The organism is Thermosynechococcus sp. QS41 (assembly GCF_031583515.1).
Taxonomy (GTDB): domain Bacteria; phylum Cyanobacteriota; class Cyanobacteriia; order Thermosynechococcales; family Thermosynechococcaceae; genus Thermosynechococcus.
Map to the genome: position 1 here is coordinate 1,723,394 of NZ_CP134181.1, position 23,088 is coordinate 1,746,481.

A 23,088-nucleotide genomic window follows, 5' to 3' on the forward strand; every position below is an offset into this window, starting at 1 on the left:
CATGACTGCAACTGTGCTTTCCCCGCCGCCAGCAAGGGTTCATTACGAAGTGGTGCATCACTTACCGGGGCGAGTGCGGTTGCGGATTCCCCGCCTGCAATATGACGATCGCTATGGGCGGCAACTGCAAGCTCTCTTTGTTCAAGAAGACAGTGTGCAACAAATTCGCCTTAACTTGCCCGCCGCTAGCCTGATTGTTCAATACAGTCCCGAAGTTGACAATCCCCTTCACCGCTTTGGCCAATTGATTCAGGCCGCAGCAGATGAACGTTTACCCTTACCGGGGATGCTGCCCATTGATAAGTTGGTGTACTCCCCTTGGAACACCGCTTACTTTATCGAGAAAATGGCGCTACCCACCTTGGCGCTGGCGATCGTGGCGCTACTACCAGTACAAACCCCCTTCTACCCTGCCATTGTCGCCACTGTGATTGTGATTGTGGCACTGCCCACCTTCCAAGAAGCCCTAGAGAGCCTCGAACACCGCCATCTCAACGTCACCCAACTGGAATCCCTCTGGACGATTCTGCATACGCTGCAAGGGGAATACATGGCGCCGGTGTTAGCTGCCTTTATGGGTCAAGTGGGGGGGTCACTGCGGGATATGACCGCTCAAGTGGGGGAAAACCAAGTCTTTGACCCCCTCGATCAACAGCGCACCTATTGGGTAGAGCGGGGCGGCACTCGCCAAAATGTCTCTGTGCGCGAGCTACAGGTGGGCGATCGCGTGATTGTGGCCGCCGGATCCGCGGTGCCCGTGGATGGTACCGTGCTCTGGGGATCCGCCGTGATTCAGCGGCAGTTTCTCACGGGAGAGTCGGATCTATTGCCCTGTGAACCTGAACAAACGGTGCTGGCCTCTTCCCTTGTGGTGCGGGGACAAATTTGCATTGTTGCTGAAGCCGTTGGTGAAGAGACGCAGGTGGGCAAGGCGCTGCAACTGGCTCGCCAAGCGCCGCAACTGGATACTCGCATTGAAAACTACGCTGAGGAAATCTCGAACCAAGCCATTTTGCCCGCAATGGGCGTGGCTGCTATTGTTTATGGGGTCACCTTGGATGCCCATCGGGCGATCGCCCCTCTGCAATTGGACTTTGGCTCAGGGATTGGCATTACTATTCCCACTGCAATTTTGGCAGCCCTCACCCATGCGCCCCATGTCGGGGTGTATTTTCGCAATGGCCGCGCCCTCGAACTCCTCTCACGAGTCAATGTCATTGTTTTTGACAAAACCGGCACACTGACGGAAGTGAAGGGAACCATTGTGGGGGTCAATCTCCTCAAGCCCGGCCTGAGTGAACAAACGCTGCTCTATTGGCTGGCAACTGTGGAACAGTCAATCAATCACCCCTTTGCCCTTGCCATCCTTGAGTATGCGGCTGAACGCGGGATTGAGGGGGGAACCTATAGCAACTGGGTCTATGAACCGGGTAAGGGAGTTGCGGCAACCGTCGAGGGGCAAGAGATTTTGGTGGGCACACCCCAATGGATGGGCGATCGCCAAGTGCCCATTGATCTTGATGAACTGCGCACCCATGAAGGCGTGCTTTGGAACCGCTCCCTTGTCTGTGTTGCCTGTAATGGTGAACTGGTGGCACTGGTGTTCTATAGCAACCCCGTGCGTTCTGAAGCCGCTAGTGTGATTGCCGCTCTGCAACAGCGGGGTATTGAGTGCTATATGGTGACGGGAGATCACCACGAAGTCGCCAATGCGGTGGGCTATGCCACTGGCTTTCGTCTCGGTCAAATCTATACCAATAAAATGCCAGAGGACAAAGTTGAACTTCTAGAGAAGTTTAAAAATGGTGGCGAAAAAGTCGTGGCCTATGTGGGCGAAGGCTTCAATGATACAGCAGCAATGGCCTACGCTGATATTTCCATTACCCTTTCTGAAGGCAGTGATGCGGCGCGGCAAACCGCAGATCTTCTCTTGATGAATAATCGCCTTGAGGGACTGGTGCAGGCGATCGCCCTCAGCCAAGAAGTGATGAACATTATCAATCAAAATATCGCCCTTGTGGTCATTCCCAATGTCAGTGTGGTTTTAGCGGGGGTCTTTTTGAGCTTGCACCCCGTGATTGCCGTCTTGATTAGCAATGGCGCCACCCTCTTGGCCGAACTGAATAGCCTGCGCATCCTCACGGACTATCGCCCCGTCAAAGTTGAGCACAAGTCCAGTCGTAGCCGCTCCCAAGCGGGGGTTCTCGATATTCCTTGGAAAAAACGTCCTCGCCGCAGTTTTGGTCATTTCGGCAGCGAGTTGAGTTCTGAGTCCCTCAGCAATGGCCACGTCCCCTCAGAAACTTGACCAACAACTTCAGCAGGTCAATCAACGCCTCAAACTAGCGCAGTTGGGTCTGCAAATTGAACAACGCGGCCAACGTCTCAGCCTGAGGGGTACCCTGCCGCCACGACCGGGCAGCCATCGGCTCCGCCCCCACCAACAGCGTTTAAGTCTAGGGTTACCCGCCACCCCCAGCGGCCTTAAGGCAGCGGAAAAGGAAGCCAAAATCATTGCCGCCAAATTACTAGAAAACACCTTTCGCTGGCAGGACTATGAACGGGTCAAGGGCTTAGGGCGTCTGGGCGAGTTATCCCTAGGAGAGCAAATTGCCGCCTTTGAAACGGCCTTCTTGGCTCAAGATCGCAGCTGCACTACGTGGGAGATGGCCTATGCGCCCTATCTGCGTCAGTTGCTCAAAGCCGCCGCTGCCCATCCCGACCATTCATTACCAGAACTGATCTATGGCCTGTTGCAGCAAATCCCCGCTGATAAGCGACAACGGCAGGTGGCCTGTACCGCCTTTCAAGGGTTTTGTCGGTTCCTAGGGGTGGAGTTACCGATTCCCCTAGCTCAGTTTTGGGGCACCTATTCCCGGCGATCGCTCCAACCACGGGAGTTACCCAGTGATGAGGAGATTCTAGCCGCCTACCAGCAAATTCCCAATCCCCAGTGGCGCTATGTCTATGGCTTGATGGCGGCCTATGGCCTGCGCAATCATGAAGTGTTCTTCTGCGATTTAAGTGGGCTCGTCACAGGTGACCCGGCAGGGATGATCGAGGTGCAGGAAACCACCAAAACAGGTTGCCATCAGGTGTGGCCCTTTCCTCCCCAGTGGGTTGAGGTGTTTGGCTTGCGATCGCCCCAGTTGCCGAGGATCAATACGGATTTGACCCAAACAACCCTCCAACGCATTGGCCAGCGGGTAAATCAACAGTTCCGTCGCTACGGCTTGCCCTTTCGTCCCTATGACTTGCGCCATGCGTGGGCGGTGCGCACAATTCACTATGGCTTACCCGATACCGTTGCCGCACGGATGATGGGACACAGTGTGGCGATTCATACCCAAACCTACCACCGCTGGCTGACCCTACGGGATCAACGGCAGGCAGTGGCTCGTGTCCTTACTCAATTCGAATGCTCTTGAAGTCACTGGGGGGGGGTGGCGGCGGGCTGGGGGGCTGATAGTCGCCGTACTGCTTGAGCCAATCGCTGACTGGCTTTTGATCAAGGCTCAACCCCAACAATCCAGAGACAAAGCCGCCCATAAAGGCAACGGGTTTTTGGCTCAACTCTTTGACAAGGGGCGCTAATTCGCTCAAGAACATAGGCTATCTGGCAATATCAGCACAGGTTTCCTCACTGATTGTAGCTTAGGCACAGCGGAACGCACCTAAAACTTGGCACGGACAACAAATTCATAATCACCCCCCGGCTCTAATTGGTAGTCTTGGGCTTCGAGAAACCGCCCCAAGGGTTCTTTGATCAGAGCACGCCCAAAGGCTGGGGAGATTTGCAGTTTTTTCGCCTTAAATTGCCAGCAAAATTCCCACTGGTACTTGCTGGCGCAGACATGGCCACGAATGTGACCCTCTTGCCAACTGTGGGCAATGATACGGACATAGGCAGTAGTTTGGGGCAGGGAATGGGGAGCCACAATGCAATTCGGTCAACGCAATTGGGTGACGATTTGATTATTGATGAGACGCTCTTGGGTGAGCAAGTCATCAACGGTAACCCGCAGTTGGCGATCGCCATCCACTTGAAAGAGAACCCGAATGCGATCGCTCCCCGGATAGCCAGGGGGATCCAGCTTGGCGAGGGTTTTGCCTTGGGGGGTGTCATTGAGGGGCTGCACTGTGCGTTCACCGGCACTACGGGTAATCAGGCGATCGCCATCAAAAAAGATCTCCACACCCCCTTGCTCGTCCCCCAATTCACCAATCACCAGTTCAATACTGGGCTGTCCCTCCGTCGAGGCCCCTAAAATCAATTCCACGGGTTCGCCCATGGGGTAGGGTTGTCCCCGCTGGATAATGGGGTGCCAGCCATGACGGTTGAGCTTAGCATCCCAGAAGCGAATGCCGTAGCTGTGGTAGAGAAAATCCTTGACATCCAGCCCTTGGGTCACTGCTAGAGCACCCATGGCCACCGCTGTAAAAGGCTGTTGGGCGTTGATCTTTGTGGCCTCAAAATACTCAGCAACCCATTTTTGCACTGCGGGAATTTGCGTTGTCCCCCCCACTAGGAGCACCGCATCAATCGTGTCGGGGGTGATCCCTTGGCGGCGTGCCTGTTGGAGCACTTGGGTGAGAGCATCATCCAGACGTTGGAAAAATTGCTGTTGGTGAAGCATCTCCTCCAGTTCAGCGCGCTCGAGGCGCAGTTCAAGGGTGGTAAAGGTTTCGCTGTCAAAGTACACCTCTTGGGCATAGGGCTGCTGCGAGAGTTGAATTTTTAAGCGCTCGGCAAGGCGCAGGAGTAGGCTATTGGCGGTCATGCCGCGTTTTACCCATTCATCGACAATCCAGTGGTCAATATCCGTGCCCCCTAAATTCAAGCCCGCTTTGGCAATCACCCGCGCTGTGCGAGGCCGTTGGTTGTCGCTTGAGGCCCACTGGCGATCGCCCCACTTGAGAATAAATCCCAAGGGACGGCTTTGGCGTTGATCGGTCTTGAGTTCCACAAGGGAGAGATCGAGGGTGCCCCCGCCAAAATCAATCACCAAGATCAGCGGGCGATCGGCCACGCCATAACCTAAGGCCGCAGCCGTGGGTTCATCCAAGAGGCGAATTTGCTCAATGGCAAACCCCTCACACACCTGCAACAGCCAACTGCGATAGGTTTCAAAGCTATCCACCGGCACGGTGAAGATCAACCCCTGTTCGACATCGCCGCCGCTAGTGTGTTTCAGTTCCTTCAACAGGGCTTGCAAAAACCACGTACCAATGGTTTCAAAGCTCAAAGAACAGCCATCCAGCTCGGGTAAATAGCCCTGTACGGTGGCGCCAATCCCCCGCTTAAACCGCGAGAAAAAGCGACGATCGCCCACCCCATCCAAGCCGCGATCGCGCACCCGCTGCCCCACCACGACCAGAGGAACACTGGCATCCTCCACATAGGCCAAGCTAGGAATGAGCGCCGGTATCTCACCAAACCCCACCGAGAGTCCAGAGAGCGTTACCGCTTCGGCTGCTTGGGTGGCATAATTCCACCGCGCCACCAACGTATTACTGGTTCCAAAATCAATTGCGTAGGTCACCGTTTGCACACATCAACCGCATTCTCTCATCCCTACCTTACCGAGATTTTCTCCCCCTGAGATCCTGAGAGTATGTCACAATAAGAAAGCGATCGCGAAAAGATTTAGGTGATTTTGGGAATGGCGAGCCAAACAGGTGTACTACTTCTCAATTTAGGGGGGCCCGATCGCCCCGAGGATGTGCGCCCCTTTTTGTACAACCTGTTCTCTGATCCCGAAATCATTCGCCTGCCCTTCCGTTGGCTACAAAAGCCCCTTGCTTGGTTTATCTCCACCAGTCGTGCCCGGCGTTCTCAGGCCAACTATGCCCAAATTGGTGGCGGCTCCCCCCTACGGCGCATGACTGAACAGCAAGCCCGTGCCCTGAAAGACGCCCTAGAACGCATTGGCATTGAGGCTAATTTGTACATTGGTATGCGCTACTGGCACCCCTTTACCGAGGAGGCGATCGCCCAAATCAAAGCGGATCAAATTCGCGATCTAGTGATTTTACCCCTTTACCCGCAGTTTTCCATCAGCACCAGTGGCTCTAGTTTTCGCCTCCTAGAGAGCCTGTGGAACCAAGACCCTGAATTGCAAAAGATTCGCTATACGCTGATCCCCTCTTGGTACAACCACCCCGGCTATGTGGCGGCTATGGCGGACTTGATTCGCCAAGAACTCGACCAATGTGCCAATCCCGATGAGGCGGTGATTTTCTTTAGTGCCCACGGCGTTCCCAAAAGCTATGTCACCGAAGCGGGCGATCCCTACCAAGAGGAAATCGAAGCCTGCGTGAAGCTCATCATGGCCGCGCTGAATCGCCCCAATGCTCATGTGTTGGCCTACCAAAGTCGGGTGGGGCCTGTGGAGTGGTTGCAACCCTACACCGAAGATGTCATTCCCGAATTGGCTGCCCAAGGGGTGAAAACCCTTGTTGTTGTGCCCATTAGCTTTATTTCAGAGCACATTGAAACCCTCCAAGAAATTGACATCGAGTACCGCGAGATTGCCGAAGAGGCTGGCATTGAAGTCTTTCGGCGCGTGCCTGCTCTTAATGATCACAGCGGCTTTATTGGTGCCCTTGCCCAACTGGTGAAGGATGCTCTTGCAGCACCACCGCGTACCTTTGCTGAGGTGAATAAGTCCCGCAAGCGGGTGAAGCTTTACCCTCAGGAGCGCTGGGAATGGGGGATGACCTCCGCCGCCGAACGTTGGAATGGACGCTTGGCAATGTTGGGATTTTTAGCCCTGATCATTGAGTTAATCAGTGGTCAAGGGCCATTGCACATGCTGGGGCTACTTTGAAACTTTTCTGATCTGTTGCGATAAGAAGCTTAAGATTCTCGATAAAATAGGGGGTAACCTCACTGGCAAAGGGCTACACCTGTGTCTGAATCGCCCAAACCGGAATTTGACAAAGAAAAATTCCTCTTCCCCACCAGCCGCTACCATGGTGCATTTACGCCGCAAAACTTGGCCTTTAATGCCAATTTGCAGGAATTTGCTCAACGGGTGAGCTATATTTGTGGTCTGGAAACGGGCGGTAAGATTAGTTCTGAGGAGGCCTACAATCAAATTAAGGTGCTTTGGAAGCAACTGAAGAAATCCCGAGACTTGCTCTTTGCCAATATTCCTCCTGATGAGGATGCGGATGGTTCAGATAGTGATGAGTCCTAAATCCTGATGGCTGGCTTGACACCGACAACGTTACTCTTAAGCTTGAGTACCGCTCCCTTTCTGGCGGCTTTGTGCCTAGGGCAGGGATTATGGCAGATGGGATTGTCTTTGAGTGCAAGCAGCACTGAGCTATTACGGGGCGATCGCCTGCCCTTGGTCGAACAGGATGAAACTTGAGTCCTAGGGATAAAAGGCGACCTGGGGTAAGCCCAGCGTTTCTGGCCAGCCCATCATTAGATTCAAGCATTGCACCGCTTGGGAAGCCTGTCCCTTCATTAGGTTATCAATGGCGGACATGACAATCACCCGGCCGGTGCGCTCATCCACCTCAATGCCAATAAAACAGGCATTGGTGCCCCATGCCCATTTCGTCTGGGGATAGAGGCCGGGGGGCAGGATATTCACCCAAGGGGAATGGCGATAAAAAGCTTGGTAGATGGTGATTAAATCTTCACGCACTAGACCGGGATCCCGCAGCGTGGCATAGACAGTGGTCAAAATCCCCCGCGGCATGGGGACAAGGTGCGGCGTGAACTGCACAAGGACGCTTTGGCCGGCCAATTCGCTACAAATGGCTTCAATTTCTGGCGTGTGGCGATGTCGAGCAACACTGTAGGGAGCAAGGGAGTTGTCAGCTTCCGCAAGCAGGAGATTGATTTTGCCCTGACGACCGCCGCCGGAGGTACCGGACTTGGCATCAATAATTGCCGTATTCGGTTCAATCAGACCCTGCTTCATCAGGGGTGCTAGAGCCAGCAAGCTAGCGGTGGGATAACACCCCGGACAACCAATGAGGGCACTTTGGCGAATGCGATCGCGATAGAGTTCTGGCAACCCATAGACCGCCTGTCGGGTCGTAGCCTCATCTTCCCTTGGTTCACCGTACCACTGGGTGTAGGTTTTCAAATCCTGAAAGCGATAGTCTGCCGACAAATCCAGCACTTTGCAGCCCTGCTCAAGGAGTTGCGGGGCGAGCTTACAGGCAATGCCATTGGGCAGCGAGAGAAACACCACTTGGGCGCGATCGCGAATCACCTCCACGGATACGGGTTCCACCGTGAGATTCACCCGACCCTGCAAATGGGGATATAGCTCCGTGTAGGGGCGACCCGCACTCCCCTCACCGCCAAGGTATGCAATCTCCACTTGGGGATGGTCAAGGAGTAAACGCACCAGTTGGACGCCCCCATAGCCAGAGGCCCCCACAATCCCCACCGTCACGCGATCGCCCATGGTTCCTCAATCCTGCCGCTGTTGTTGGCCTCACCACTGCGATAGTGCCATCGAATCCCCTGTTTCGCCAAGGGGGCAAACCACGGTGATAAAGTTAAGAATTATTACAAATCTCCCCTTGCGTTTCCTCGCCTAACCCTTGAACTGCCTTGGCTGGTACAGGCTAAAATAACGACGAGTAACCTGTGGGGAATTGTGAATCGATGACATCGCCAATTGATTGGGACTACTTGGCTGCCCTTTCGGGGGGCGATCGCGAGTTTGAGTTGGAACTGTTGCAAACCTTTGTTGAGGATGCCCAGGAGCGTCTCCAAGCATTGGCGGAAGCGGTCAATCAGGGAAACGTTGATCAAATCAAGCGGGATGCCCATCATCTCAAGGGCGCCAGTGGTAATGTCGGCATTACTGCCATGCAAACCATCGCTGCCCAACTGGAACAATCCACGACCCCGCAAACGCTCGCCCAAGCCAAAACCCTAGTGGAAGAGCTACAACGCCTGTTTGCCACCGTTGCCAGTGAGGTCTCCGCTTAAGACCCATGTCGATCCTGCCCCCCGATAGTCTGGAGACTGCCCTCAGCCAAGCTCAACAGGCCACCCAAGCGGCGCTTCAAGAGGGTAAAAATCGCCTGCAAATCGAGATCCTGTTGCCCGATCTCAATGCGATGGCCTTTGCCGCTGGCTACCTCCCTTTGTTTGAGGAACTAGGTCGTGATCTCAAAGTCTTTTTTGCCGATGCTGGATCTGCCGCCCTTGCCCGTCGCGAATGGGGTGAAACTGCCTATAGTGTGCGGGGCGTGAATGAACTACTGACACCCATTACAGTGAGCGATCGCGCCATTGTCATCGTTGCCCCAACCCCTGTAGAAGCCAATGCCATTGAGCAGATGTGTGAAACGGCGGGCGATCGCCCCTTTATCCTTTTGAACCCAAGGCTTCAGGATGTGGCCGTCGTTGGTATTGGCTACGCCGGTCGGCGGCTGCGGGAGCGATTTCTCAACACCCTTGAACCCTGCTACTACCTTCGTCCCCTCGCAGAAACCATCATTCTCTGGCGCTGTTATCCGCAACCGTGGCAAATTTGGCAATACGGCGAAACCGCCCCCACCTGCCTAGCAGAATTTGAGCAACGCCCCAGTAGTGAAGACATTGAGCGTGCCCTGACGCCCCAAGGCAAACCCCGTGGTCAGGGAGTCTTTAGTCGCTTGGGTGCCTTTTTGCGAGCACTTCAGAACTAGCCAATCTCTAAGGGGTGGCCGGTTCAGTGTTACTGGTTGGCGGGGGTGACACCTCGGGCATTGTGTCTGTCGGTGGCGGTGAGGGCGTAGGTGTTGGTGGAGATGGTTCAACGGTGGTGGGGGGGGCGACGGGAGGCTCTGCGTTCTTTGGGGGCTTTGGGGACTTTGGGGGTTTTGGAGAGAGGGATGGCGGAGGAGTCGGCGTTGGTTCTGGGGATGCTTCCTCAGGACTCGGGCTAGGGGTAGGCGTTTCCGTTGGCTCTGGGGTGGGCGTCGGTTCCGTAGGGGTGGGTTCCGGCTCTGGCGTCGGTGTCGGGGTGGGAGTGGGCGTCACCTCTACAGGTGGCACAATGGTCGGCAGGGTGGGTGGAAATTCCTGTTCCTGAGGACGCGGGGGGCGAGGGGTGACTGTGTCCACGGGTTGGTTGCGCAAAAATAGCCCTAGGCCAATGCCTGCTAAGCTGCCAAAGATTGCCGTTCCCAACAGCCATAGCCACGGCGAAAAATTGCGTTGTTTGAGGGGAGCAACGACGGCTGTCCCCTCCGGTTGAGTATTTGCCAAGATAGTGGATCGGTACTGCGGCATCACCGCTACCGTTGCTGTGGTTTGACGCGCCACGGGCTGTCCCATGAGCAGTTGCAGCCACGCCCGCACCGTTTGGGGACGTTCGCGGACATCCAAAGCCATTCCTGCTTCAATGGCATCAATGGTGCGCTGACTAAGATTGGGCTGAAACTGGCGTAAATCCTCGAGAGGCACGCGATCGCGCAAGACCGAGGCCACAGGAGGGCGTCCTGCCAAAAGGGCATAGAGCGTTGCTGCTAGGGCATAGACATCCGTTGCCGGCGTCCATTGGTGGCGGGGTAAATACTGCTCCACCGGCGCATAACCTGCTGAGAGCAGTCCCGTATTTGTTTCCGTCACCCCAGCAGTGTATTCACGGGCAATGCCAAAGTCAATCAGCACCACTTGATCTGTGCCGTCCCGCAGCATGATGTTATCGGGCTTGACATCGCGGTGCAGCAGCCCATGCTCATGCACTAATTCAAGAGCGCTAGCCACTTGGCGAATATAGTGGAGAGCCGTTTTTTCCGGTAGGGGGCCTTCCTCCTGAATCACTTGGGCCAATGTTCGTCCGGGGATATAGTCCATGACAATGAAGGGACGCCCCCCCTCAATAAAGCAATCACTGACGCGCACAATGTGGGGATGATTAAACTGGGCAAGGCGTTGCGCTTCTTGGATAAACCGCTCCCCCAGATCATGAATCCGCTTCGGGGGTTCCTGCTGCAAGTTCAATGTTTTGAGCACCACTGGCTGATGGAGCAGGGTGTGGGTGGCGCGATAGGTGACACCAAAGCCCCCCTGACTCAAAAGGGCATCGAGGCGATATTTTTCCCCTTGGAGGGTTGTGCCCACACTAAGCAAACTGAGGGAGGACATAGGCACCTTAGGGACGCAATGGAGCAGATGGAGGAGTGGTTGGCAGTGGGGCTAAGCGTTGACTGAGAATAACCAAGCGATAGCCTAAATATGCAGGTAAGGTTGCCATCATCATCAAGAGTATCACGGACAACAAAGATTCCCATTCAAACCGAGACCCATAGTAGCTGCGGTAGGGATCGTAGTTGGCACTGGGCTTGATTTTTTCCCGCAGGGCCATGGGCCGCTTAAAGCGCAATCGGCGATCGTCGAGCTTCTCAAATAAAATCCAGCCCCCTTGGGCTTCCTCTTGGCAGACTTTGCGCAGGACATCGGGATCATGAAATTGGTTGCGGCGCGATCGCAGGATTTTGAATTCCCAACCTCCCAGCTTGGGGGATACTTGACGCTGTTCTTCTTTGGAGGGGTAGGTGGTCAACTGTTCCTCTTCTTCATCGCGTTCTTGATTGACTTGCTGCTGCCAGCTCCACCACTGATGGTAAAGCAGCGCCCATAGGCCTATACTGCCACTGAAGAGGGAGAATAATAGCGCTTCAGCCATGGGATCTAGGGGCAAGATGCTGCTTGGTGATCATAGCCAAAAAGTTGCTTCCTGCTCAGGAGAAATCCCCTCCCTCCCCCCGACGCACAAAATGACAGATGCCCCGTTCCGAAGCACTAATGAAATCGCAAAACTCTTGAATAAGGGGATGCATAAACTGTTCCCGCAGGTGTTGAACGGCTTGGGAGGTGGTCAATTGGGAGCGGTAGAGAATATCCAAGGCCTTTTTGAGGAGCTGTCGGTCTTGAGCCGAAAAGCCCGCTCGCCGCAAACCCACCACATTCAAGCCCATGATCGTATTGGTACTCAGGCTGCGGGTCATACAAAAGGGGGGCACATCTTTTTGAATGGCAGTGCCGCCGGAGAGCATGGCCAAGCGCCCAATGCGCGTAAATTGATGCACAAGGCAGTTCCCGCTGATAAAGGCGCGATCGCCCACATGGGCATACCCGGCAATCAAAGTATTATTGGCGATCGTCACATGGTTTCCCACATAAACATTGTGACCCAAATGACTGTGGGCCATCAGCAGACAATCATGCCCGACATGGGTGACGGTTTCTGGTTGGGTTCCCCGATGAATGGTTACCCCCTCGCGCAACGTACAGCGATCGCCAATGTGGACATAGCTAATCCCCCCCTGATAGGCCACATCTTGGGGGAGATCGCCAATCACCGCCCCACTATGCACTTTGCAGTTCTCGCCAAGACGGGTATATCCCAACAGAGTGACATGGGGAGCCAACTGCGTACCGCGTCCAATCTCCACCGTGGCCGCCACATAGCAAAAAGGACCAATTTCTACCTCTTCCCCAATGTGGGCACCCGCCTCAATCACCGCCGTGGGATGAACCGCCATGACCTTCCTGCACGATTGGCTAAAGATTCTTAACATAAAAGAGATTAAGCGATTTTGATCCCCGATGACGAACGACCTGCGGCAATATCTCCAGCTTTTAGAACAGCGGCAACAACTGCGACGCATCACCGTACCCGTTGATCCCGATCTGGAGATGGCGGAAATCTGTAACCGCCTGTTGGCTGCCGGCGGGCCAGCGTTACTGTTTGAAAACGTTATTGGTTCCCCCTATCCCGTCGCCATTAATCTCTTGGGAACCCTAGAGCGGGTGTGCTGGGCCATGAAAATGGAACACCCCCTAGACCTGGAAACCCTAGGGGAAAAGTTGGCTAAGCTACAACAGCCGAAGCCGCCCAAAACCCTGAGTCAAGCCCTTGATTTCGGCAAAATTCTCTTTGATGTTGTCCGTGCCAAGCCGAGTCGCGATTTGTTACCCCCGTGTCAGCAGGTGGTGATCAAAGCCCCCGATTTGGATCTACGGCAACTGCCCCTGATTCGCCCCTACCCCAAGGATGCAGGCAAAATTATTACCCTTGGTCTCGTCATTACCAAAGACTGTGAGACGGGCATTCCCAATGTCGGGGTTTACCGCTTGCAACTGCAATCCCCAACCACCATGACCGTGCATTGGCTTTCAGTGCGGGGAGGGGCACGCCATCTCCGCAAAGCTGCCGCCCGTGGCAAAAACTTAGAAGTGGCTGTGGCCTTGGGGGTGCATCCTCTAATCATCATGGCGGCGGCAACGCCAATTCCCGTGGATTTGTCGGAGTGGCTCTTTGCCGGGCTTTATGGCGGTGGGGGCATTCATTTGGCCAAGTGCAAAACCGTTGATTTGGAGGTGCCTGCCCACGCAGAATTTGTCCTTGAGGGCACCATTACCCCCGGTGAAGTTTTGCCCGATGGCCCCTGTGGCGATCACATGGGCTACTACGGTGGTGTAGAAGATTCGCCCGTCATTCATTTCCACTGCCTGACCCATCGCCGCAATCCCATCTATCTCACCACCTTTAGTGGCCGCCCGCCCAAGGAAGAGGCGATGATTGCCCTTGCCCTCAACCGCATTTACACACCCATTCTGCGGCAGCAGGTACCGGAGATTGTGGACTTCTTTTTGCCCATGGAAGCCCTCAGTTATAAGGCGGCGATTATTTCCATTGACAAAGCCTATCCTGGCCAAGCACGCCGCGCTGCCCTCGCCTTTTGGAGTGCCCTACCCCAATTTACCTACACCAAGTTTGTGATTGTTGTGGACAAAGAGATCAATATTCGTGATCCGCGTCAGGTGGTGTGGGCGATCAGCTCCAAGGTGGATCCCAGCCGCGATGTCTTTATTTTGGGAGATACCCCCTTTGACTCCCTTGACTTTGCCAGCGAAAAAATCGGCCTTGGGGGACGCATGGGCATTGATGCCACCACGAAAATTCCTCCAGAAACAGACCATCCTTGGGGCGATCCCCTCACATCGGATCCTGAGGTGGCACGGCGAGTCACAGAACGCTGGCAGGAATATGGCCTTGGCGATATTGACCTAACAGCCGTAGATGCGACGCGGTTCGGCTATGAGCTAGACCCCGCCTTTCGTTGGCGATAATCGAAGAAACAACGGTTCATAAAACATGACGAATAGAGATGCGATGCGTTGGCAACAGCGGTTGCAGAACTTTGGTCGTGTCCTAATCCGCCTAGAAACCGCCTGTGCTCAGGAGGAGTATTCGGAACTAGAGCGAGCCGGTCTGGTACAAATGTTTGAGTTCACCCTTGAGCTAGCGTGGAAAACATTGAAAGACCTTCTTTTTTATGAGGGGCTGGATGTGAAAACTCCCAGAGAAGCTATTCGCAAGGCCTTTGAGACAGGCTATCTCACCGAGGAAGACACGGAGATACTGCTAGATGCCTTGGCAAAGCGAAATCTCTTGAGCCATACCTACGAAGAGCAAACGACAAAAGAGGCGGAACGACTGATCAAACACAGGTTGACTCCTGTTTTTCGGAAACTGTACAACTGCTTACAGGAAAAATATCAACAATGACGGACGGACTCACCCCAGAAAAACGCAAAGCCATCATTGACACTCTAACGGCCAATCCCAAGGTAGAACGAATCGTCCTCTTTGGCTCACGGGCGATCGGTACCTTCAGAACAACTTCGGATATTGATATTGCCCTCTTTGGCGAGAACCTCACCCTTAGTGATCAAGCTGCCCTTGCCGAGGCGATCGCTGAACTGCCCATTGCCCAACGGGTGGATCTCCTCATCTATCACAGTATTGAGAATGCAACCCTACGGGAAGAGATTAACCAGCATGGGGTGGAATGGTTTGCCCGCAACAAGTTGATCACTGTTTAGGGGACAGGCCGCGATAGGCTAAAAGATAGGCGAACAATCTGCCGCTATTGTCTGGATACTTGGGATGGGTCGCACCTACCGCACAATTGGCATTAACCTCAAGGCCATGCCCCTGGGGGAAAGCGATCGCCTGCTCAGTGTCTTTAGTCGCGATCGCGGGCTGTTGAAGTTAGTCGCCCCCCATAGCCGTGGCTGCCGCTCGAAACTGGGCGGACGGGTGGATTTGTTTGTCGTCAATGACCTTTTTATTAGTCCTGGCCGCAATTTAGATCGCATTCTGCAAGCAGAAACAGTCGCCACCTACCAAGGCCTCAACAGCCACTTGACCACTCTGACCGCTGCCCAATATCTCGGTGAGGTGGTGCTCTACCAAGTCCATCCGCAGCAGCCTCAACCGGATCTCTTTGATTGGCTCTGTACCACCTTAGACCAACTTCAGGGGGTTTCGAGTCGCGCTGCCCTAGCGCTATTGGTGCGCGGCCTGTGGGGCATCTTGCGATTGGGGGGCATTGCCCCAGAATGGTACCAGTGCCATGAAAGTGGCTGCGAAATTGCTGTGCCTGCAGCGGATACCGACTGGCGGGTGGGCTTTAGTTTTGCCAGCGGTGGCGTTTTTATCCTTACAGAAGAAGGGAACGACAGGGGATCTTCGGGGGGCGATCGCCAACTGACAGCGACTGAAGTGCGCCTCGGGCAATGGCTTGCACTGCCCACCACCCCATCCTTGGCACGGGATGAATTCCTTGCCCAAGCTGAGGCCTATCCCCTCAGTGTTTGGCTGTCCCTTGAACGCATATTGCGCCAGTACCTGCAATTTCACCTTGAGCAAACGCTGCAGGTGCCTCCCCTCCTTGATCATTGTTTTTCACCTGTTGCGGTGTCCCAGCCATGACCATTGAGCAGCAAGACATTCGCATAGATCTCCCCCTACCACCGGTGCCTCCCCTCTGGCAAAACCGCAATTTTATTGCTCTTTGGTTGGCGCAGGTCTGCTCACAGTTGGCTGACAAAATTTACCTTGTATTTGTAATTGCCCTCACTACAGAGTTTTTCCAAGCGGCAGACCAGAGTATTAGTGGCTGGGTGTCAGCAATTATGGTGGCCTTTACGATTCCGGCCATTCTCCTCGGATCGGTGGCGGGGGTGCTGGTGGATCGCTGGTCGAAAAAACAGGTACTTATCGTGACCAATCTCTACCGTGCCCTCCTTGTCTTAGGGATTCCGATCACGATTCTCCTTGGCGCCGGGCAATGGTTTGGGTTTATGGCGCTGTTGCTGATCACGTTTACGATTTCCTGTTTAACCCAATTTTTTGCCCCCGCAGAACAGGCAGCCATTCCGCTGCTGGTGGATAAGTCCCATCTGCTGTCGGCCAACTCCCTCTATACCCTGACGATGATGGCTGCTCTCGTGGTGGGGTTCGCTGCGGGTGAGCCGCTTTTGAATCTTGCGAGCCACTGGCACTCCCAGTGGGGTGGGGCTGTCTTTGTCAGTGCCTGCTATGGCGGGGCAGCACTCCTACTCATGCTGCTGCGGCCACCGGATCAGTGTCATCTGCCACCAAGCCGCTATCGTCAAGTGTGGCAAGAACTCCACCAAGGCCTTCAGCTTTTGCAGGAATATACAGCCCTGCGTTTTGCCCTGCTGCAACTCATCCTGCTGTTTGCCATTGTCGCGGCGATGTCGGTTTTGGTAGTGCGCCTTGCGGAGGTCTTACCCAGCCTCGATACGGATCAATTTGGGTTTCTTTTGGCGGCTGCGGCCGGCGGACTCGGGCTAGGGGCACTGCTTTTGAATACAGTGGGCAAGCACTTTGCCTACGGCTGGTCGGGTTTAGTGGGCTGTTGGGGCATGGGGGGCATGTTTCTTGGTCTGTCCTTGAGTCTAGATTCTTTGGCTTGGAGCATGGGCTACATCATTGGTTTGGGCTTCTTTGCGGCCTTTGTGGCGATTCCAATGCAAACCTTAATTCAACTGATGACCCCAGCCGAACAGCGAGGGGCGATTTTTGGCCTGCAAAATAACCTCGTGAATATTGCCCTCAGTGTGCCCTTGGCGGTGGTTGGTTTAGCGGAGACGTGGTGGGGGCTGCAACCTATACTCATCGGCTTGGGGGGGGCGATCGCCCTTGGTGGGACGCTGATGACCCTCAGCCATCGCAACGGCATGGTGACTGGCGGCCTGCTCTAAAAGTTCCATAAAAAATCTTAAATCCTTTCATCTTGACGTTTTTTGCGCTACGCTGTACAGTCAATTGACGCTTTTGCTGGCGTAACTTACCATGTCACCTGCCTTCCCCTCATCCTCTACGACCTCCTCTAGCCCTGTGATCGCCCTCAAGGAAATGGTGTCGCGGTTACAGCGGGAAAATAGTAAAATTCAGGAGCTATTGGCCTCCCTGAGCTTTGCGCTGCGGAGTTTCAACAACCTGAATCAATTTTTTGAACTGATCCCGCTGATTACCTGCCGCGTGACGGAGGCGGAGGCCGCGGCCCTGGTTTTATTTCGCGCCGATGGTCAGGCTCGTCTTGAACAACTCCATTGTCACGCCAGCGATCAGTGCCCCAATATTCGCGCCGCCCTAGAAACGGCCACCCGCACCCTTGCCAATAGCGTTGGTATGGCTGCAATTGATGCGGGGAGCGATCGCGAGATCAGCCGTCCTCGGCTTGAGCAACTTTTGGATCAGCAACTGCGAGAACGTCTTCCCCAAGGCATTCAGTTCTACGGCACGGCGATTCTCGTCAAGGATTCGGGACTCACGGAGCGGGGGCGGCTCTACGTTTTTAGTCAGCAACCCGAATACGAGTGGAATGAAACACGGCAGCAACTGTTGCAGGTGATCGCGGATCAAACAGCCGTGGCCATTGCCAATGATGAGTTGGCCTTAAAGTTGCGCGATCGCCAGCGTTTGGATCGGGAACTGGAAATTGGGGCAGAAATTCAACGGCGACTCTTGCCGCACCGCTGCCCCAAAATCCACGGCCTCGAGCTAGCCGCCGAGTGTCGCACCGCCAGTTGGGTGGGGGGAGACTACTATGACTTTATCCCCATTACCTATGGCCTCGGTGATCAAAAGGAGATCGAGCAAGGCCGTTGGGGCATTGCCATTGGGGATGTGATGGGTAAGGGGGTACCGGCCGGATTGATCATGACCATGACCCGCGGCATGCTGCGGGCAGAAGCCCTCAATGGTCACCGTCCCAGTCGAATTTTGCAGCACCTCAACCGGGCGATGCAGCCAGATTTAGAAAGCTCCCATCGTTTTGTTACCCTCTTTTACTCTGAGTACAACCCGCAAACGCGGCTCTTGGCCTACAGTAATGCGGCTCATCTTCCTCCCCTGTTATGGCGAGCTGAAACCGGGATTATCCATCGGCTGGACACCTACGGTATGCTCATTGGTCTGGATACCCGCAGCCAATATCAAGAGGCAGAAGTGCGACTGCAACCCGGCGACACGGTGGTTTACTACACGGATGGCATCACAGAAGCCGATAATCCAAAAGGTAAACGCTTTGAGGAAGAGCGCCTCGCAGCAGTCTTCAAAGAGGGCTGTGCCAAGGGTTTGGGCGCTCAGGCACTATTGGATTATATTTTTGATGCCGTTGATGCCTTTACCAATGCCAATGGCCGGCGCAGCGACGATATGACGTTGGTGATTCTGCGGGTCATTGACCAGTAGGCAATCCTGCTTGACCCTTGTTTGACCCCATCGAGCTAACAAAGGCACCAGCAAAACCCTTGCCATAACGCACAAGGATTGAAAGTTGCTGCCTCCTCCCCCATTCGAGGAACCCCTCCCAACGGCATGACAATGAAATCAATAAAAGCGGTTAAGATAGCCGCAGGTGCCTGTGAGGTGGGGATGCGCTATTTCGTTGAGGTGAGTTTCCGATGCGATGATGATGCCATTTGGGACATCCTAACCCGTCATCTCGGCTTTGTTGAAGCCAAAACCCTTGAGCAAGCCATGGCACTCCATCATTTTTTTGAGATGCATCCACTGGTGTCTGGTGTGGAAACCTTTGTCCAATCCAGTGACAGCCAACCCTATCTCTTGATGACCACGTATCCGGAACGCATCAGCAAGGCCAATGTACAACGCAGCCGCTTTCAAGAGGCAATGTCCATCCTTGGGGAACATAGTCCGGGACTGGCAGAGTGGCTCTTCATGGAGACTACGGGAGATGAGTATTAGGTGCTCTACGCCACGATAGGGAAAACTATAATATAAAGTCCCTTTGGAGCACACCACAGGAAGTTGTGACGTTGCTATGTCCGACGATCGCCCGCTGCCCCATTCTGAGACTGAGTCCCCTGCCCTGCGCTTAGGACGCAACCCTGGCCTACAGGTGCGCCACGATGAGGTGGAGCGATCGCTGTTGACGCCGATGCTGCAGCACTATGCTGAACTCAAAGATGCCTATCCCCAAGCGCTGCTGCTCTACCGCGTAGGCGATTTCTACGAAACCTTTTTTCAAGACGCCTGCACCGTTGCCCGCGAGCTGGAACTGGTGCTCACCGGTAAAGAGGGGGGCAAAGAAGTTGGCCGGGTGGCCATGGCTGGCATTCCCCACCATGCTCTTGAACGCTATTGCCGCACCCTTATTGAAAAGGGCTACGCCATTGCCATCTGCGATCAAGTGGAAGACCCCGCCCAAGCTCAAGGACTGGTGAAGCGGGAAGTGACCCGAGTGTTTACGCCAGGAACGGTGTTGGACACAGAACTGCTCCAACCGCGCCGCAATAATTTTTTAGCTGCTGTTCTGCTTTCTGGGAGTCATTGGGGATTGGCCTATGCCGATGTTTCGACGGGGGAGTTTTGTACCACCCAAAGCAGCGATCGCGCCGAGTTAATTGCTGAACTCAACCGGTTACAACCCGCAGAGATTCTCCTTCCTAGTCAGGCTCCAGACATTAATCGCGTTTTGCGCCCGGGTGAAGCTCAGGATCAATTGCCCCCTGAATTGCCGCCCCAGTGGTGCTACACCCTGCGATCGCCCCAAGATTTTCAGGCAGCGGAAGCACGCCAACGCCTGTGTCAACGTTTTCAGGTCAAATCCCTTGAAGGCTTTGGCTGTGAGCATCTGCCCCTTGCCATGCGGGCGGCCGGTGGCCTCTTGGCCTACTTGGATGAAACCCATCGCCAACAACCGGTGCCCCTGCAAAACCTCAGCACCTACTCCCTCGCCCAGTATCTCTTTCTCGACCCGCAAACCCGCCGCAATCTAGAACTGACGCAAACTGTCCGCGATGGCAGCTTCCAAGGCTCGCTCCTGTGGGCGATCGATCGCACAACGACGGCGATGGGGGGGCGTCTATTACGCCGCTGGCTCCTGCAACCCCTCCTTGATATTGAGCACATCACGGCGCGCCAAGAGGCTATTGCTGAATTAATGGCCAATAGTAGCCTACGTCAGAGTCTGCACCGCCACCTTCAGGAAATTTATGACCTCGAACGCCTAGCGGGTCGGGCGGGTTCTGGGACGGCCAATGCCCGTGATTTAGCGGCACTGCGGGACTCCTTTCGCACGTTAGTTTCCCTTGCGGCAGTTGTGACGGCAACCCAATCGCCCTATCTCCAAGCCCTTGCCCACCTGCCACCGGTGATTGAGCAATTGGCGGATACCCTCAGCGCAGCCCTTGTGGATCAGCCCCCCATTAGTCTCACCGAAGGGGGTCTCCTGCGATCGGGTGCCTACCCCGAACTAGATCAGCAACGCCAGCAAATTGAGCAAGATCAGCAGTGGATTCTTAATTTAGAAGCCCAAGAACGGCAACGCACAGGCATTACCACGCTCAAAGTGGGCTATACCAAAGTCTTTGGCTACTATCTGAGTGTCTCCCGCGCCAAGCTGAATCAAGTCCCCGATGACTATATCCGCAAACAAACCCTAACAAATGAGGAACGCTTTATCACGGCGGAACTCAAGGAACGGGAAGCACGGCTATTGGCGGCTCAAAGCCATCTTTTTGAACTGGAGTACCAGTATTTTGTGCAGTTGCGGGAGCAGGTGGCCGCTCAGGCCTCAACGATTCGTGAGATTGCGGCAGCGGTGGCAGCGGTAGATGCCCTTTTGGGGTTAGCAGAGGTGGCGTTGTATCAGGGCTATTGCCGACCGCAAATGACCCGCGATCGCCAGCTTCAGATTCGCGGCGGGCGCCATCCGGTCGTGGAGCAGATGCTACCAGCGGGGTTTTTCGTTCCCAACGATACGGAACTCGGTACAAGCGCTGATTTGATGGTGCTGACAGGCCCCAATGCCAGTGGCAAAAGTTGTTATCTACGGCAGGTGGGTTTGATTCAACTGCTGGCGCAAATGGGCAGTTATGTGCCCGCCACCAGTGCTACTTTGGGAGTGTGCGATCGCATTTTTACGCGGGTGGGTGCCGTTGACGATCTCGCCACGGGTCAATCTACCTTTATGGTGGAGATGAATGAAACGGCCAATATCCTCAACCATGCGGGCGATCGCTCCCTGGTTCTCCTCGATGAAATTGGGCGCGGTACGGCCACTTTTGATGGGCTGGCGATCGCTTGGTCAGTGGCAGAATACCTAGCCACCACACTCAAATCCCGCACCATTTTTGCCACCCACTACCACGAACTGAATCAACTGGCAACGCTACTGCCCAATGTGGCCAACTACCAAGTGGTGGTCAAAGAACTCCCCGACGAGATTATTTTTCTCCACCAAGTCAAGCCCGGCGGTGCCGATCGCTCCTACGGCATTGAAGCGGGACGCCTTGCCGGATTGCCCCCCATCGTGATTCAACGTGCCCGTGAAGTGATGCGCCAAATTGAGAAGCACAGCAAAATTGCCGTGGGACTACGCAAAAGCCAAATGAATGGCACACCAACTACCCCCGAAATTGATCAGGGCGAGCTACCCTTTTAATTCCTTGGCTAGAATAGAAAATGTAACGTTTTGTTAACAAGGGGGATCCGTGGTTCTCCTGCTGAAGTTACCCCCACCCTTGCGGCAAACCCTGTTGAGGCTCATCGTAGCCGGCCTTTTGTTTTGGTCGAGCATTGCGGCAATGTTGCCCACGTTACCCCTCTACATTGCTGAGAAGGGGGGCACGCCCCATCAGGTGGGGTTTGTCATGGGTGCCTTTGCCGTAGGGCTGATTGCTTCCCGCTCGTGGTTAGGGCCTCTGGCCGATCGCCGGGGACGCAAAATTACACTGCTGATTGGCCTCGCGGTGGCCGCGATCGCTCCCCTGTTTTATATCGTCAGCCACAACCTACCCCTCCTTGTTGTGGTGCGCCTTCTCCATGGCGTGAGCATCGCTGGCTTTACCACCGGCTACATGGCACTGGTGACGGATATTGCCCCACCTGAGCATCGCGGTGAAATCATTGGCTACACCAGCCTTGTCCATCCCATTGGGGTTGCCCTCGGACCGAGTCTCGGCAGTTGGCTGCAAATGAACTATAGTCATAGCTTGGTCTTCATGGTTGCCAGTAGCTTAGCTGCCCTTGGGTTCATGGCTGCCGCAGGCGTGCGGGCGGTGAATATCCCACAGGACTCTGGAGGGTCTCGCCCAGAGAAAGCCCTCTTTTGGCGGCTCTTGCTTTCAGAACGGCTGCGGATTCCCAGCTTGGTGATGCTGAGTGTAGGGCTGACCTTTGGCACCATTGCCACCTTTATTCCCCTGTTTATTGCGGCTGAGCGGCTCAACATTTCCGCAGGGCTGTTTTACTCCGTGGCGGCGATCGCCAGCTTTATCGGTCGTGTGGCCACGGGTTCTGCCTCCGATCGCTGGGGAAGGGGCATTTTCATCTCCGCCAGCCTTGCCTGCTATGTGGTCTCAATGGTGCTCCTCGCCCAAGCCCAAACCCCCTTGGATATCCTCTGGGCGGCGATTCTTGAAGGTCTTGCCGGCGGTGTCCTGATTCCCATGGTCGCTGCCCTGATGGCCGATCGCTCCACCACCGATGAGCGGGGACGGGTTCTCAGCCTCAGTTTAGGGGGCTTTGATCTGGGGATGGCCTTGGCAGGACCGTTATTGGGGGGGCTGATTGATCCTTTGGGTTATCGCCTCATCTTTCGCATGGCGGCGGTCTTTAGCCTCTTGGGGCTAACCTTCTTTTTAACCGCTAGTAGCAAAAGCCTGCCCGATTCCCTGCGTTTTGCCCTCGGCATGGGGCGCGATCGCTATGCCCTGTAGCCTATTATTCTTTGGTATCGTTAGGGATTCGTTACAATTTGTTGAGA

At 54.8% G+C, this 23,088-nt stretch carries 23 protein-coding genes; 16 read left to right on the top strand and 7 right to left on the bottom strand.

Features of this window, described 5'->3' with window-relative positions; translation table 11 throughout:
- The first annotated feature begins 1 nt into the window (after nt 1).
- Both RHJ80_RS08475 and RHJ80_RS08480 read left to right on the top strand, forming a co-directional pair.
- The gene (locus tag RHJ80_RS08475; RefSeq protein ID WP_310800774.1) at nt 2–2,308 is read left to right on the top strand and encodes a heavy metal translocating P-type ATPase; all 2,307 of its coding nucleotides are present in this window, start codon (nt 2–4) and stop codon (nt 2,306–2,308) included.
- Complete coding sequence (locus RHJ80_RS08480) at nt 2,283–3,428, top strand: tyrosine-type recombinase/integrase (RefSeq protein WP_206199806.1); 1,146 nt, start codon at nt 2,283–2,285, stop codon at nt 3,426–3,428. The genes RHJ80_RS08475 and RHJ80_RS08480 overlap by 26 nt, the downstream gene beginning before the upstream one ends.
- On the opposite strand, the gene RHJ80_RS08485 is transcribed toward RHJ80_RS08480, so the two are convergent.
- From RHJ80_RS08485 to RHJ80_RS08495, 3 genes are all read right to left on the bottom strand, one after another.
- Nucleotides 3,406–3,609 (bottom strand): hypothetical protein, encoded by a 204-nt coding sequence (locus tag RHJ80_RS08485; RefSeq protein ID WP_011058047.1) that lies wholly within the window; start codon nt 3,607–3,609, stop codon nt 3,406–3,408. The two genes, RHJ80_RS08480 and RHJ80_RS08485, sit on opposite strands and share 23 nt — an antisense overlap.
- 65 nt (nt 3,610–3,674) lie before the next feature.
- Nucleotides 3,675–3,938, bottom strand: a complete 264-nt coding sequence (locus tag RHJ80_RS08490; RefSeq protein WP_206199807.1) for a DUF3146 family protein — start codon at nt 3,936–3,938, stop codon at nt 3,675–3,677.
- A gap of 12 nt (nt 3,939–3,950) precedes the next feature.
- Nucleotides 3,951–5,543 carry an Hsp70 family protein gene (locus tag RHJ80_RS08495; RefSeq protein ID WP_310800775.1) on the bottom strand — a complete coding sequence of 531 codons (1,593 nt, stop codon included), beginning with the start codon at nt 5,541–5,543 and terminating at the stop codon, nt 3,951–3,953.
- 120 nt (nt 5,544–5,663) lie between these two features.
- Between RHJ80_RS08495 and hemH the strand changes: the two genes are divergently transcribed.
- From hemH to RHJ80_RS08510, 3 genes are all read left to right on the top strand, one after another.
- The gene (hemH, locus tag RHJ80_RS08500) at nt 5,664–6,830 is read left to right on the top strand and encodes a ferrochelatase (RefSeq protein ID WP_310800776.1); all 1,167 of its coding nucleotides are present in this window, start codon (nt 5,664–5,666) and stop codon (nt 6,828–6,830) included.
- An 81-nt stretch (nt 6,831–6,911) separates the two neighbouring features.
- A complete protein-coding gene (locus RHJ80_RS08505) occupies nt 6,912–7,202 on the top strand; it encodes a hypothetical protein (protein WP_310800777.1) in 291 nt (96 codons plus the stop codon).
- Between the two features lie 6 nt (nt 7,203–7,208).
- The gene (locus RHJ80_RS08510) at nt 7,209–7,379 is read left to right on the top strand and encodes a hypothetical protein (protein WP_206199811.1); all 171 of its coding nucleotides are present in this window, start codon (nt 7,209–7,211) and stop codon (nt 7,377–7,379) included.
- A 3-nt stretch (nt 7,380–7,382) separates the two neighbouring features.
- Here the strand turns inward: RHJ80_RS08510 and argC are convergent, their stop codons facing one another.
- On the bottom strand, nt 7,383–8,435 hold the full coding sequence (gene argC, locus RHJ80_RS08515; protein ID WP_310800778.1) for an N-acetyl-gamma-glutamyl-phosphate reductase: 1,053 nt from the start codon (nt 8,433–8,435) through the stop codon (nt 7,383–7,385).
- A gap of 203 nt (nt 8,436–8,638) precedes the next feature.
- On the opposite strand from argC, the gene RHJ80_RS08520 reads away from it, so the two are divergent.
- Complete coding sequence (locus RHJ80_RS08520) at nt 8,639–8,968, top strand: Hpt domain-containing protein (protein ID WP_310744456.1); 330 nt, start codon at nt 8,639–8,641, stop codon at nt 8,966–8,968.
- A 5-nt stretch (nt 8,969–8,973) separates the two neighbouring features.
- The gene (locus RHJ80_RS08525; RefSeq protein WP_310800779.1) at nt 8,974–9,672 is read left to right on the top strand and encodes a DUF1995 family protein; all 699 of its coding nucleotides are present in this window, start codon (nt 8,974–8,976) and stop codon (nt 9,670–9,672) included.
- Nucleotides 9,673–9,679: 7 nt separating this feature from the next.
- Here RHJ80_RS08525 and RHJ80_RS08530 read toward each other — a convergent pair whose 3' ends face one another.
- From RHJ80_RS08530 to lpxA, 3 genes are read right to left on the bottom strand one after another with little or no spacing between them, the layout of a single operon-like run.
- Nucleotides 9,680–11,116, bottom strand: coding sequence for a serine/threonine-protein kinase (locus tag RHJ80_RS08530; protein WP_310800780.1), 1,437 nt, complete (start codon nt 11,114–11,116; stop codon nt 9,680–9,682).
- 7 nt (nt 11,117–11,123) lie between these two features.
- The gene (locus RHJ80_RS08535) at nt 11,124–11,672 is read right to left on the bottom strand and encodes a hypothetical protein (RefSeq protein ID WP_310800781.1); all 549 of its coding nucleotides are present in this window, start codon (nt 11,670–11,672) and stop codon (nt 11,124–11,126) included.
- A gap of 40 nt (nt 11,673–11,712) precedes the next feature.
- The gene (gene lpxA / locus RHJ80_RS08540; RefSeq protein WP_310800782.1) at nt 11,713–12,516 is read right to left on the bottom strand and encodes an acyl-ACP--UDP-N-acetylglucosamine O-acyltransferase; all 804 of its coding nucleotides are present in this window, start codon (nt 12,514–12,516) and stop codon (nt 11,713–11,715) included.
- A gap of 64 nt (nt 12,517–12,580) precedes the next feature.
- Here lpxA and RHJ80_RS08545 point away from each other — a divergent pair, with 64 nt between their 5' ends.
- The 9 genes from RHJ80_RS08545 to RHJ80_RS08585 all read left to right on the top strand — a co-directional run bounded on the left by RHJ80_RS08545 (nt 12,581) and on the right by RHJ80_RS08585 (nt 23,041).
- Nucleotides 12,581–14,107: a UbiD family decarboxylase gene (locus tag RHJ80_RS08545; protein ID WP_206199818.1), complete on the top strand. Its 1,527-nt coding sequence runs from the start codon at nt 12,581–12,583 to the stop codon at nt 14,105–14,107.
- Nucleotides 14,108–14,132: 25 nt separating this feature from the next.
- Nucleotides 14,133–14,546: an HI0074 family nucleotidyltransferase substrate-binding subunit gene (locus RHJ80_RS08550; RefSeq protein WP_302678070.1), complete on the top strand. Its 414-nt coding sequence runs from the start codon at nt 14,133–14,135 to the stop codon at nt 14,544–14,546.
- The gene (locus RHJ80_RS08555) at nt 14,543–14,863 is read left to right on the top strand and encodes a nucleotidyltransferase family protein (protein WP_302678071.1); all 321 of its coding nucleotides are present in this window, start codon (nt 14,543–14,545) and stop codon (nt 14,861–14,863) included. The genes RHJ80_RS08550 and RHJ80_RS08555 overlap by 4 nt, the downstream gene beginning before the upstream one ends.
- Nucleotides 14,864–14,927: 64 nt before the next feature.
- The gene (recO, locus tag RHJ80_RS08560; protein WP_310800783.1) at nt 14,928–15,755 is read left to right on the top strand and encodes a DNA repair protein RecO; all 828 of its coding nucleotides are present in this window, start codon (nt 14,928–14,930) and stop codon (nt 15,753–15,755) included.
- Nucleotides 15,752–17,053, top strand: a complete 1,302-nt coding sequence (locus RHJ80_RS08565) for an MFS transporter (protein WP_310800784.1) — start codon at nt 15,752–15,754, stop codon at nt 17,051–17,053. The genes recO and RHJ80_RS08565 overlap by 4 nt, the downstream gene beginning before the upstream one ends.
- Before the next feature lie 91 nt (nt 17,054–17,144).
- Nucleotides 17,145–18,548, top strand: coding sequence for a PP2C family protein-serine/threonine phosphatase (locus RHJ80_RS08570; protein ID WP_310800785.1), 1,404 nt, complete (start codon nt 17,145–17,147; stop codon nt 18,546–18,548).
- A 126-nt stretch (nt 18,549–18,674) separates the two neighbouring features.
- On the top strand, nt 18,675–19,064 hold the full coding sequence (locus RHJ80_RS08575; protein ID WP_310800786.1) for a hypothetical protein: 390 nt from the start codon (nt 18,675–18,677) through the stop codon (nt 19,062–19,064).
- A gap of 76 nt (nt 19,065–19,140) precedes the next feature.
- Nucleotides 19,141–21,765 carry a DNA mismatch repair protein MutS gene (mutS, locus tag RHJ80_RS08580; RefSeq protein WP_310800787.1) on the top strand — a complete coding sequence of 875 codons (2,625 nt, stop codon included), beginning with the start codon at nt 19,141–19,143 and terminating at the stop codon, nt 21,763–21,765.
- 49 nt (nt 21,766–21,814) lie between these two features.
- Nucleotides 21,815–23,041, top strand: coding sequence for an MFS transporter (locus RHJ80_RS08585; RefSeq protein WP_310742912.1), 1,227 nt, complete (start codon nt 21,815–21,817; stop codon nt 23,039–23,041).
- Nucleotides 23,042–23,088 lie beyond the last annotated feature (47 nt).